The following is a 12,037-nucleotide window of genomic DNA, read 5'->3' as shown; positions in this document are numbered from 1 at the left end:
TGACTCTCAGTGGACTTTTAACTCATTGCAAATGACCGAAAACGAAAAGAATTCCAGCCCCAAACCGCCAAGCTTCACTCGCGGCGCTACACAATTTATTTATGGGTGTTTTGAATTTTGAATTTTGAATTCGGAGCGAAGCGACGTGACTCATTACCAAAAGCTACTTAGAGTTTCCACTACTGGCAAGTCTTTTCAAAATATCACCTCAAAAATTGAAGCGATCGTTGCCGAGTCGGGGGTGGAAACTGGTCTTTGTACTCTATTTTTACGCCACACTTCAGCTAGTCTAGTGATTCAAGAAAATGCCGATCCTGATGTGCTGGTGGATTTGGCTAATTTTATGGCGAAACTTGTACCGGAATCAGGCAAGTATATTCATGATGCAGAAGGCCCTGATGATATGCCGGCACATATCCGTACAGCCCTCACCCACACTTCCGAAAATATCCCGATTAATCGCGGTCACTTGGTACTTGGAACTTGGCAAGGAATTTATGTTTGGGAGCATCGTCAACGCAGTCATGTGCGAGAGTTAGTTGTTCATATCTCTGGTTGAGAATTAAATTTTACTAGCATAATTTTGGGTGCAATTTGTGAGTTTCGACAATGTATGTAAAACTTTAGCTGAAAAATATCCAACAGATTTCGCACGTTGGTTGCTAAAGGTAGAAGCATCAAAAATCGAAGTTTTAAAAACAGAGTTGAGTCTTGAACCAATTCGAGCCGACTCTGTTACTTTTTTAAAAATAGAGAATCGGATTTTACATTTGGAATTTCAAACAATCATACAATCTACTCCGGCTATTTCTTTCCGAATGTTGGATTAGTTCGTGAGGTTAGTGCGACAGTATGATGTTCCCATAACTCAGATAGTTATTTTCTTACAAGAGACAAGTAACGAAATCGCTTTTACTGAAGAATATGTAAATGAGATGACAACTCACCGCTATCGAGTTATAAGAATGTGGGAACAAGATTCCACGTTATTTCTCGATAATCCGGCATTATTACCTTTAGCACCTTTAACCCAAACAGATTCACCCCAAAGGTTATTATCCCAGGTTGCCCAGAGTGTTGCTAGAATTTCCGATAGGGAAACTCGGCAAAATATCGCAGCTTACACAGGTATTTTAGCTGGTTTAAAGTTTAAGAAAGATTTAATTCGTCAATTTTTAGGGGAGGATATTATGCAAGAATCTGTGATTTATCAGGATATTTTGCAGAAGGGAGAACAAAAGGGAGAACAAAAAGAAGCACTTAGGTTCTGTATGTCTTTACTTGATGAAAGATTTGGTGAAATTGATGGGTCAATTATTGCGCGAGTTCAAGGTTTAAACAAGGAACAGCTAGAAAATTTAGGTAGAGCGATTCTGAGAATTTCATCAATACCTGATTTATTGACTTGGTTAGACCAGCAGGAAATAGATTAACCAATGAAAATTGCTGACTTAATTACATGGTTTGAAGAATGGGCAAATCCTGCTTGGAGTGAAAGTTGGGATAATTGTGGGTGGCAGGTTGAGCCAGGAATTTTACAAGAATCTGCTAGGGTTTTGGTATGCTTAACGCCGACTTTGGCGGTGATGCAAGAAGCGATCGCCACTAATGCTAACCTAATTTTTGCCCATCATCCCCTAATATTTAACCCGCCTAAATCTCTCCGCAGTGGTGAAGCGATCGCAGAAATGGTGCGGTTAGCTTTTACCAAAAATATCGGTATTTACAGCGCTCATACCAATTTCGACCAAGTAAATGATGGAACTGCTGATGTTTTGGCGCAAATTTTAGAATTGAAGGAAGTTACTCCCATTGTTCCTACTCAAAATGGATTAGGATATGGTCGGGTTGGCATATTACAGCCTTTGATGACATTAAAGGAATTATTGGCGGTAATCCACACCCGCCTATCACCCCCGAATTTGATTGTGTCACCAACTGCTGATTTACACCAAGAAATTTCTAAAGTCGCAGTTTTAGGCGGTTCTGGCGCTAGTTATATTTCGGCGGTAGTGAAAACTGGTGCTACTGCTTATCTAACTTCTGACTGTAAGTTCCATCAGTTCCAAGAAAGCCGCGATCGCGGTTTGGTTTTGATTGATGCGGGACATTACGCTACCGAACGACCCGCTTGCGATCGCTTGGTGCAAAAATTACGGTCTTTCAATCTCGATTGGGTACAATTGAGCGATCGCGATGAGGATTTCCGCCAGATTTTGCCTTAATTACGTGTATATTATTATTCCTTTATAGAATTGATTTTTGCAAATATTTTGCGGCATTTACTGAAAATTAGTGTATATTTAATTATCAAATCTATCTGTCTAGTTTTTACTTTGTACTTGAAAATTGTGGATGACATATTTCCTAAATATATTGAGATATCAACAATTTCAGAGTCAGATAGTATAAACTTTTCCTATGATGGAGATCACAAAATTATGTAATTATAATCACTAGTGTTCGCTGTCTCATATCAATTTGTCAAATTAGTATTTATTTCATACTGGAGGTAACAAATTGCTTACTAAGCCCTAATCAACATGATTCGCACAATTGTTGAATCTGCTTTCCAAACTGGATGTCTTAGTGTTGAATCTGAGGGTCTACTCCATCAAGTTATAGCGACGAAGTGTTATCAATCAGATGATTTGCTAGCACTTAACTCGCTTTATGATGCAGTTCGTGCAGGTCAAATTAAACGAGAAGCATCCTCGACACTACTCATGGATTTTCCCTTAGGGAACAAATCTTGCTAATACCCCTACAATAATTGACTTTGGCGTTGCATAGTTGCTCGTAAACGGGACGTGTCACATCAGTCAAAAAACCCTCTACTCAAAACTCTTGTGGTGTTATTGTCCAAAACCATTCAGGACAGCCAAAGAATGAGTTAAGATCAAATACATAGGGGTAAAAGTACAGCCGAGTTCCCGGACTTCCCAGCAATGCCAATGACTACAAGTAGGCAACTCAAACAACCGCAATCAACGCTTGTTTCGGAGTATCTATTATTACATAATGGTAGGAAGAACTCATCAGCAAGGATTAACCTAGTTAGGATAAATCCCGAATTGTATGACTTCTATGAAGAATACATTCACTGAAGGAACCTGAAGGAGTTTTAGTTTCACCAACGTAGTAGCTATGAGGTGATGACCCAAGATTTCCTGAGATTCTGACAACTACACGCAGTCTTTGGTTTGGGTTAAAATACGTAGTTACTCGTAACTGTAAAACTGACTTCTAAGGGTATTATGCACTGGGGTAAAGCCCAGATTTTGAAAGGTTTAACTACGTTGTTTAAAAAGGCAGAAGCAGTACATGCTACACCGCAAGATTTATCAATTGTGTTGCGATGGGCGGGAGGTATGTGTATTCTTGCGGGACCAGCAACGCTGGATAGAACGCGCCCGCATCATTGATATAGAGGGAGATTTAGTGACCCTGCGCTATGAAACAGAAGAAGAGGATGAAGTTTGTTCTTGGGAAGAGATGGTTCGGCTCGAAAGCATTGGTGCTGTCACCCAAAAGTTAGCCTCAGTACCACGCGGTAATGTAGAACCTCTGTTGACCGAAGACTGTCCGGAAGCTGAACGTATCCGCAACCGTTACACAGACTCGAATCCTGAATAAATCAAAATAGTCGAGAGTTAAGAGTCCAGGGTCAATGTTTCCACTCTGGACTCTTAACTTTTTGGGCATGGGGCATTGGGCATTTGTTATTATTTCTCCCTTCCTTATCCTCCTTGTCTCCCTGCTCCCTGCTCCTCTGCTTCTTCACATCCCCTATTCATTTTCAATTAACCGTTCATAGGCGGGACAGTAACCTTCCAGAGTGACTTTGAAGTTGTACAGGGGAGAATTAGGGTTCCAGCAGCGCTGACCTCGTTGATATCGGCAGGTTCCGCAGCATTCTATGTCAGCCCAGGTATAGCGATCGCTATTTTGGCTGAGGAGTTCTCTTTGTGATAAGCCTCGTAATACTATTTCTTCACCTTGCCAACGGGCTTCAATTAAACCTGTATCAGCAAAAGATCGCCAGCGGGGATCGGTGGTAATGGACTCTGGCAGGGTAATTGTGATGGTGGTTCCTAACTCGGTGAGTTCGCCTTCATAATTAGTTTCTGGGGCAGCTGGCTGGATAAATGTATCGCCAATTGGCAGTTCTACTAACATCCCCGCAGATGGCGAATGCAGGTGGTAGCGGTTTTGCAACTCTTCTAAAGCTGTGAGATCTGCCAAGTAGGAAGGGGAACCATGAACGAAAATGACGTGCTGGGGTCGCAAGTTATGAATTAACTGCGTAGTACCAGGGCCATCGCTGTGTTGGGCGAGAAGATAGCCTTCAATGGTCGTGGGTGCAGGATATTGTTTTTTAACTTTTATATCTATTTTTTCTGGCAGGAGGATCAGCCAAGGGCCGGTTTCGGGTTGACAATATTGGCTGAAATCTGCTGTAGAGTCGGTGAGGACAATACAGGGGGTCTTGCCGATATTGGCACGATGTTCTGCTTGCAAACGCCGCACGCGAGGACGCACCCTTTCATCCCAAAATAAGGGTTGATGGCGGGCAAAGTTTTGTACTGATGCAGGGAGGTGGGGTAGTAGTTCCAAATAAGCATCGCAGCCCTTAGCGACAGCACCATCAACCCAAATATCTAAATCTCTGCCTGTGAAATGGTGGTGGCTGCGTAAAAGCATCAGTAGTTCTTGCCCTAACCCTAATGCAGGTGTAGGGAGTAGCACAGAACAGCGATCGCCGATCGCGCGATGAATTCGTTCTGCTAGTTGATTTTCTTGGTTGCGGCGGTGGGTATGTCGTGATGTCCCATACGTGCCTTCAATAATTAAAGCATCTAGCTCTAATCCCCGTAATTCTTCTAAACGCAAGCCTTCTACCAGCCGCGAGTTAGATAAGAAAAAGTCTCCTGTATACAGTAGCTTATAAGAACGCCGGGGAGTGGTGTAAGTCAGCAGAATCGCAACAGCCCCTGGTAGATGACCTGCGGGAAACAACTCCGCTACTAAGCCCTCTTGAAATTCCACAGGCGATCGCAACGGTAAAGCTTGACAAAATTGGGAAATTTCTTTTGGGTCTTTGTCTAACCAGTTTAATGACAGTAACTTACTAGTTACTTCACTGGCGTATATGGGTAAATGTGGGAAAGCCTGATGCAGTGCCAGCAATCCTCTTGCGTGATCGGGGTGGGCGTGACTAATCAAAACTAAATCTGCTGGTAAGGGAGAATTTCGGCGGTGTGCCGACTGCTTTAGCCCCTTCACCAACGACGAAGTATCTCCCAAACCACAATCCAGCAAAATTCGGTACGGCCCCATCCGTACTAATAAACATACGCCCTCATCATTATGCTGGACACCATAAGGCAAACATTCTAATTCGCTAGCTGCATCATCAGCATCAATACGAGAGGACGATGAAAGATTATCTCTCATGTTCTCCTCCCCTCAAACCTCATTGTCATGGAAATATCTCAAAAGCCAAAAACTGTGGGTATTTTGGTTTTGCGACCTAGGGGTAAGTTTCATTTAGCGCCCCTTCACCTTGAAAATGCGGATTTTTGATGGGGGAGGATACCTCCGCCGAACCCGCCCAGGTTCGGAAAATTTGGGTAAAGAGAACCCCTCAAACTAGGGACTAAAGGAATTTTCCTTTCCGAAATTCTGAGGGTCAAAAGCCGACCTTCAGACCGTTTTCAATGTGCAGAGCCATTGCCGTGATAGTTATCTGAGTCATAAAATCCGTTTTTGGTGCCAAAAAACAAGCACGAAATGGTAAATATGACTGTTAATCCCGCTAAAATCAGCTTTACATCCATCGGTTTGCTGCCCTTTACTAAAAGACTTTCATCATATTAATAGGGCGCTTTGGCATCACGCCGGAAACGCTAGAAAATCTTTACTATGCTGATGTTGATTGAACAATAGGTAAATTTACCGCAATAAGTTCAGATTGTAGACTTTTTCGGCCCGCCTGTCTATCTATCTATATAGTATTCTTGGCTTCACGGTGCAGGTTAAGCGCGATCGCTCGAAGTGTGGTGTTTAGGCTTTTTGCTCATAATTACCCATTGCCTAAATTACCTGAGGTATTCTGTTCTATTTGCAATATCTATTTTATTCCGAGTTTATATTTGATTTACCTATATAGAGAAAATGGGCATGGGGCATTTCTTCCCCTCCTCCCCACACTCCTTTGTCCCTTTTCCCTCCATAGCTGGGAACTATAAGGTTAATAGCCTTTTTTGGAGGTTATTTTCCTTCAAATATCTGCACGGAGATCGGAAAATGCAGCAGACTACGTTCAAGCAGCAATCTCTATTTAAACTCGATCGCCCCTTGTTGCTGGCTGCGTTAATTATTCCTATTGTTCACCTCTGCCTGGGACGAATAGGTCTTTCTATGACCTTTGTCAATGGTGCTTCAGCATTTTGGCCTTCGCTGGGTGTGTTTTTAGCGGCAATGGTTTTGGTAGGTTATCGTGTTTGGCCGATATTATTTGTAAGTGATTTTATTGTTAGCTATCTTCTGTTTTTCAAACATAATTTTTTAATTAGTAGTATTATTCCGGCGGTTAATCTTTTCACTCCTCTAATTGGCACTTTTTTGATTCATCGTTGGATCAAACGCCGCAATTTTTTAGAGCGATCGCAAGATGTCTTTAAGTTTATTGTCTTAACTATACCTACCCCCCTAATCAGTTCTGTACTAGCTGCGTTGACCCTTTGTATTAGTGGAATTGCTCCTTGGGTAGCATTTGGTGATGTGTGTCGCACCTGGCTGGCATCAGACGTCACTGGTATTTTGGTTGTGACGCCCTTACTGCTGGCATGGCTCCAAAAATCTTCAACAGGCTTTGAACGGCGACAAATTACCGAGTTTGTAATTATCTTACTCATTTTGATAGCGATCGCTCGTGTAGCCTTTTCGGGAGGATATCCAATTGAATATATGGTGATTCCGCCGCTGATTTGGTCGGCAGTTCGGTTTAAAGCGCGGGAATCTACTCTTTTAGTATTAATTGTGTCTGCGATCGCAGTTTTTGGCACTGTTCGCGGCTTTGGTTCGTTTGCTAAACAAGCCTCTGCGAATGAATCGCTAATTCTGCTGCAATCATTTATCTGTGCGATCGCTATTACGACATTTGTGCTGTCGGCGATGACAAATGAAAACAAAAGGGCAGAAACAAAACTCCGACAAGCCAACGATGAACTAGAACGCCGAGTTGAAGAACGGACGACTGAACTCAAAGAAGCGAAGAATATTGCTGAAGTTGCCAATCAAGCTAAGAGTGAATTTCTTGCCAACATGAGCCACGAGTTACGCACTCCCCTCAACGGTATCCTTGGCTATACGCAAATCCTCCAACGGACTGAACCCCTGACAGAAAAAGGACATAAAGGAATTGAAATCATCCATCAATGCGGCTCTCATTTGTTGACTCTAATTAACGATGTACTCGATTTGTCTAAAATTGAAGCCCGCAAAATGGAACTACGTCCGGTTGATTTCCATTTACCTTCATTTTTGCAAGGAGTTGTGGAAATCTGCCGTATCAAAGCTGAACAAAAAGTCATTGCCTTTAACTATCAACCCGACGTTCAACTCCCTATTGGCATTCATGCAGATGAGAAACGACTGCGACAAGTTTTAATTAATCTTTTGGGAAACGCAATCAAGTTTACAGATCGAGGGGGTGTGACTTTAAAAGTAAATGTCATTAGTCAAGAAAAACAACAAATCACTAAATTTAAGATTCGTTTTCAAGTCGAGGATACGGGAGTCGGGATGACAGTAGAGCAATTACAGAATATTTTTCTGCCCTTTGAACAAGTTGGAGATGTCAAGAGACAGGCGGAAGGAACCGGATTAGGATTAGCCATTAGTCAACAAATCGTCCACATCATGGGTAGCGCTTTAGAAGTTCAAAGTCAATTGGGTAAAGGTAGCGTTTTCTGGTTTGAGGTGGATGTGCCAGAAGCTACAGGTTGGGCAATGGCTTCTAGGGAAACACCGCAGGGAGCGATCGCCGGTTATCAAGGTCAAAAACGCACCATCTTGGTAGTGGACGACAAATGGGAAAATCGTTCGGTGATTGCCAATTTGTTGGAACCGATTGGATTTGAGGTGATGGAAGCTGGTGATGGCAAGGAGGGAATTGAGCGAGCTATTGCCATTACCCCAGATTTAATTATTACCGATCTACTCATGCCGGTGATGGATGGTGTTGCCCTAATTCAGCAGGTAAAGCAATCTGCTCAATTAAAAGACGTAGCGATTATTGCTTCCTCTGCGAGCGTGTTTGAAAGCGATCGCCATCACAGTTTAGATGCTGGGGCGAATGCTTTCTTACCTAAACCGGTGGCAGCTGAAACTCTGTTGGAATTACTCAAAGTTCACCTCAATTTGGAATGGGTTTATACAGCAAAATCACAAATTGAGCCAAATCAACAAAATACACATGATATTTGTTTACCTCCGATTAACGTATTAACTAATTTGCAAGAATTGGCAAAACAGGGCGATGTCGATGGTGTAGTGAATGAAGCGAACAATTTGAAAGCCAGCGATCCTGTTTATTTTAGCTTTGCCCAACAAGTAATTCAGCTTGCCGAAAATTTCCAGCTTAAAAAACTGCGCGAACTGTTAAGTCAATGGATCGATGAGGCTAACTAAATCTTGCTTTATTAATTTTTGAATTTATCTATAAAAAACCATCTTTAGAATTTAAACCAATGAAAGACTCTGATTTTGTTTTGATTGTGGATGATAATCCCACTAATTTGTCAGTGCTATCACAAGCTTTAAAAGGTGCGGGTTTTGCAGTTCGAGTTGCTGAAGATGGCGAAAGCGCGATCGAATTGGTGCAGCATAAACCACCTGCGCTGATTCTCTTAGATGTACAAATGCCTGGAATCGATGGGTTTGAGACGTGTCAGAGACTCAAAGCCGATCCCTTAACGCAAGCAATTCCGATTATTTTTATGACGGCGCTGACGGATACGGAAAACAAGGTGAAAGGTCTTTCATTAGGGGCTGTTGATTACATTCCCAAGCCTTTTGAACAAGCAGAAGTAATTGCGAGAGTGCGATCGCATTTACAACTCAAGCAACTGAGCGATCGCTTAGAACAACGCGTAGCAGAACGAACAGCGGAGTTAGCTAAGGCACAAGTGCAACTGGTACAGCAAGAAAAGCTATCAATGCTTGGTCAACTGATGGCAGGGGTTGCCCATGAAATGAATAATCCCATTAGCTGCATCATCAGCAATACGATCCCGGCTCAAGAGTATGTTTCTGATATTACTAACATCTTACAATTATGCCAGCAATATTACGAGCAACTGCCAGAAGCTATTCAAGAGGCGATCGCGCAAACAGATCTGGAGTTCATTCTCGAAGATTTGCCAAACCTCCTCAATTCTATGCAGTTAAGCACGGAGCGCATTAAAGAGATTTCTGTATCGCTGCGAAACTTTGCCCGCACTGATACAGCTGTCAAGCTTGAAGTTGACATACATCAAGGACTGGATAGTACTTTACTAATTTTGCGACACCGCCTGAAAAGTTTGGGACAGCGACCGGAAATTAAAGTCAACAGACAATACTCTCCTTTACCAAAGATTGAATGCTTTCCCGGACAACTCAATCAAGTGTTTATGAATATCCTGGCTAATGCCATTGATGCGTTAGAAGAAGCTTGGCAGCAGGGAAAGCGAGTAGATAATTCCCTTTTCATCGAGGTTTCTACGGAAATGCTAGAGCCGGATTTTGTCATCATTCGGATTGCAGATAATGGCATTGGGATGTCAGACGAGGTGAGACAGCGGATTTTTGACTGTATGTTCACTACAAAGGAACTGGGTAAAGGTACTGGATTAGGATTAGCGATCGCTCATCAAATTGTCGTGGAAAAACATGGTGGGGCGATCAAAGTTGATTCCACACTCGATCGAGGAACAGAATTTACGATTGTGTTGCCTGTGAAAGGAGAAGCACAAAACTAAACAGTTTAGTTTTTACACTTAGTCTTATTTTATTCTTTTATCTCTATATTTTACTTAATATATTAAGTATACTAAATAATGAGAAGTTAATTGTATGCATACTTAATATTAATTAGCAAAACATCTGAATATTTAAAACTTTCAACATCTAGATGTTTAGACATTTTAAAAATGTCCAGATGTTTAGGTTATGCAGTAGAATCTTGGGATTATTTGCTTGTAAATTCAAAATGATTATTACTGTGGCGGCGTTTAAGGGGGGTGTTGGCAAATCAACTACAGCGCTACACCTGGCTACATATCTTCAAAACACAGCTGATACACTGCTAGTAGACGGCGACCTCAACCGCAGTGCTTTGGATTGGTCAAATCGAGGTTGTTTACCATTCAAAGTTGCTGATGAAAAGCAAGGAATAGTTCTGGCAAAACTCTACGAAAATATTGTGATTGATACGCCAGCTAGACCAGATCCAGATGAACTAAAAACGATTGCTAGGGGATGCGATTTGCTAGTAATACCGACAACTCCTGATGCGATCGCATTAGCTGCAACAATGCAAATGGTGGAAGCTCTGAAGCAATTTAAGACAAATTATCGTATTTTGCTGACTCTGATTCCACCAAATCCTAATAAAGCAGGAGAAGATGCTAGAGCAGCTTTATTAAAAGCAGGATTACCTGTATTTAAATCTGGAATTCGGCGGTTGGCTGTATTTCAAAGAGCCGCTTTAGAAGGAGTACCAGTCAATGCTGTTAAAGATTCTTACGCGCAAATTGCATGGCGTTGTTACGCTGAGGTGGGAAAGGAGATATTAGAGAATTCAAAATGAGGATTTTTTCTGGAACTGGCGCTTTCATCTGTTGATTATTTACAATTAAAATATGGAGAATTTTTACTTTGAATAATAAGAAGAAAACTAGTCGCTTTGACGATCTAATTGATGCTGCTCGTAGCCGTCAACAACGAGACAATATACAGCCAACTGAAAATAAACCTTCTTCCCACAGCAAAAGTACTAACCCAGAATATACTCGCACAACCATTTATCTGCCTAAGCATCTGCATCGCAAACTTAAAGCAGTAGCAGCTTCTCAAGAGCGACAAATGAGCGACATTATGACAGAGTTGGTTGAGCAATGGCTTTTATCTAATAATCAGGGTAAGGATGAAAATAGCTAGAATTCACCAAAAAATTTAACCGCAGAGACACAGAGAAATAAAAAATTATTTGCTCATTCACTAAAGAGAGTTGTTAACTAATGACAAATGACTAAAACACAATTTCCTCACCGCGTTCGGTAAAACGCACGTCTTTAATTTTCCATTGAGGATTACTTGTCAATGTTTTTCGGAGGCTACCAAACAGCGCAAATTGTTCGCAACTCGAAAGCGAAGCTATTTGCCGTTTTGAGTTTGGAGCTACTCGAAAATCAACTGTAGCAACGCCATTTTTCACGCTGACTCGATAACTCGATAAGTTAAAGTCGCCTGTATCTCTTTGCTCAAGAATTTTGCTCACTGCGCCTTGTACGGGTTCATCTGCTGGTACGCTAACTTTTTGGGGAATTAGTTGTTGACATTGAACATCACTTGTGTATAGGGTGACATTGGTAGTTTTGCTAGTGGCAGCTTTCGTAGTTGCAGCAGGTGAGGGTGTCTCAACATCGTCTGATTTCGCCCTCAGATGAGCCATACTAGGGCTTTTGCTGGGGGAGGGGGATAATCCACTGTCAGATGTCGTTGGCGTTGTTGTGGGCGTTATGGTAGGCGCTGCTGTAGGCGCTGGCGTTTCGCTAATAGTATCCTGACGAGAGCTAGGGCTAGAACTACAACTGCTGAGGCTAGCTGCGATCGCCACAACAAAAAATGGTAATAGGTACTTTCTAGTTATGTTTATCATGTTACTCATAGCTTTAAAGTTGTTGGGTTGTTCTATTAAATACACTGTTATCGAGCGCTATTCCGTATAAAATTGTAAATTTTAATTCAGTTTATCCAGCCTCAACTA

General features: G+C 41.9%; 10 protein-coding genes and 1 pseudogene. 9 read left to right on the top strand and 2 right to left on the bottom strand.

Annotated features, from left to right (window positions below):
- Positions 1-145 precede the first annotated feature (145 nt).
- From AACU33_RS12285 to AACU33_RS12265, 5 genes and pseudogenes are all read left to right on the top strand, one after another.
- Positions 146-559 carry a secondary thiamine-phosphate synthase enzyme YjbQ gene (locus AACU33_RS12285; RefSeq protein WP_096588768.1) on the top strand — a complete coding sequence of 138 codons (414 nt, stop codon included), beginning with the start codon at positions 146-148 and terminating at the stop codon, positions 557-559.
- Between the two features lie 37 nt (positions 560-596).
- A pseudogene (locus tag AACU33_RS12280) lies at positions 597-1,433 on the top strand (Rpn family recombination-promoting nuclease/putative transposase).
- 3 nt (positions 1,434-1,436) lie between these two features.
- On the top strand, positions 1,437-2,225 hold the full coding sequence (locus AACU33_RS12275) for a Nif3-like dinuclear metal center hexameric protein (protein WP_096588766.1): 789 nt from the start codon (positions 1,437-1,439) through the stop codon (positions 2,223-2,225).
- 318 nt (positions 2,226-2,543) lie between these two features.
- A complete protein-coding gene (locus tag AACU33_RS12270; RefSeq protein ID WP_096588765.1) occupies positions 2,544-2,759 on the top strand; it encodes a hypothetical protein in 216 nt (71 codons plus the stop codon).
- A 565-nt stretch (positions 2,760-3,324) separates the two neighbouring features.
- On the top strand, positions 3,325-3,636 hold the full coding sequence (locus AACU33_RS12265; RefSeq protein ID WP_096588764.1) for a DUF6679 family protein: 312 nt from the start codon (positions 3,325-3,327) through the stop codon (positions 3,634-3,636).
- Positions 3,637-3,789: 153 nt separating this feature from the next.
- Here the strand turns inward: AACU33_RS12265 and AACU33_RS12260 are convergent, their stop codons facing one another.
- The gene (locus AACU33_RS12260; RefSeq protein WP_096588763.1) at positions 3,790-5,457 is read right to left on the bottom strand and encodes an MBL fold metallo-hydrolase; all 1,668 of its coding nucleotides are present in this window, start codon (positions 5,455-5,457) and stop codon (positions 3,790-3,792) included.
- Between the two features lie 852 nt (positions 5,458-6,309).
- On the opposite strand from AACU33_RS12260, the gene AACU33_RS12255 reads away from it, so the two are divergent.
- From AACU33_RS12255 to AACU33_RS12240, 4 genes are all read left to right on the top strand, one after another.
- A complete protein-coding gene (locus AACU33_RS12255) occupies positions 6,310-8,697 on the top strand; it encodes an MASE1 domain-containing protein (RefSeq protein ID WP_096588762.1) in 2,388 nt (795 codons plus the stop codon).
- Positions 8,698-8,756: 59 nt separating this feature from the next.
- Positions 8,757-10,028: a sensor histidine kinase gene (locus AACU33_RS12250; protein WP_096588761.1), complete on the top strand. Its 1,272-nt coding sequence runs from the start codon at positions 8,757-8,759 to the stop codon at positions 10,026-10,028.
- 230 nt (positions 10,029-10,258) lie between these two features.
- Positions 10,259-10,858, top strand: a complete 600-nt coding sequence (locus AACU33_RS12245) for a nucleotide-binding protein (protein WP_096588760.1) — start codon at positions 10,259-10,261, stop codon at positions 10,856-10,858.
- A gap of 68 nt (positions 10,859-10,926) precedes the next feature.
- Positions 10,927-11,208 carry a CopG family transcriptional regulator gene (locus AACU33_RS12240; protein WP_096588759.1) on the top strand — a complete coding sequence of 94 codons (282 nt, stop codon included), beginning with the start codon at positions 10,927-10,929 and terminating at the stop codon, positions 11,206-11,208.
- A gap of 91 nt (positions 11,209-11,299) precedes the next feature.
- On the opposite strand, the gene AACU33_RS12235 is transcribed toward AACU33_RS12240, so the two are convergent.
- Positions 11,300-11,938, bottom strand: coding sequence for a GerMN domain-containing protein (locus AACU33_RS12235; RefSeq protein WP_096595228.1), 639 nt, complete (start codon positions 11,936-11,938; stop codon positions 11,300-11,302).
- Between the last annotated feature and the right edge of the window lie 99 nt (positions 11,939-12,037).

Source organism: Calothrix sp. NIES-2098, assembly GCF_963875125.1.
Lineage (GTDB): Bacteria > Cyanobacteriota > Cyanobacteriia > Cyanobacteriales > Nostocaceae > Aulosira.
The sequence above is the reverse complement of the archived record's forward strand: the minus strand, read 5'-3'. Positions and strand labels throughout refer to the sequence as shown.

Excerpts from the sequence above, each read along its gene's own strand:
- AACU33_RS12275 (WP_096588766.1), top strand. The coding sequence starts at position 1,437 with ATGAAAATTGCTGACTTAATTACATGGTTTGAAGAATGGGCAAATCCT.
- AACU33_RS12245 (WP_096588760.1), top strand. The coding sequence starts at position 10,259 with ATGATTATTACTGTGGCGGCGTTTAAGGGGGGTGTTGGCAAATCAACT.
- AACU33_RS12255 (WP_096588762.1), top strand. The coding sequence starts at position 6,310 with ATGCAGCAGACTACGTTCAAGCAGCAATCTCTATTTAAACTCGATCGC.
- AACU33_RS12260 (WP_096588763.1), bottom strand. The coding sequence starts at position 5,457 with ATGAGAGATAATCTTTCATCGTCCTCTCGTATTGATGCTGATGATGCA.
- AACU33_RS12235 (WP_096595228.1), bottom strand. The coding sequence starts at position 11,938 with ATGAGTAACATGATAAACATAACTAGAAAGTACCTATTACCATTTTTT.
- AACU33_RS12270 (WP_096588765.1), top strand. The coding sequence starts at position 2,544 with ATGATTCGCACAATTGTTGAATCTGCTTTCCAAACTGGATGTCTTAGT.
- AACU33_RS12265 (WP_096588764.1), top strand. The coding sequence starts at position 3,325 with ATGCTACACCGCAAGATTTATCAATTGTGTTGCGATGGGCGGGAGGTA.
- AACU33_RS12250 (WP_096588761.1), top strand. The coding sequence starts at position 8,757 with ATGAAAGACTCTGATTTTGTTTTGATTGTGGATGATAATCCCACTAAT.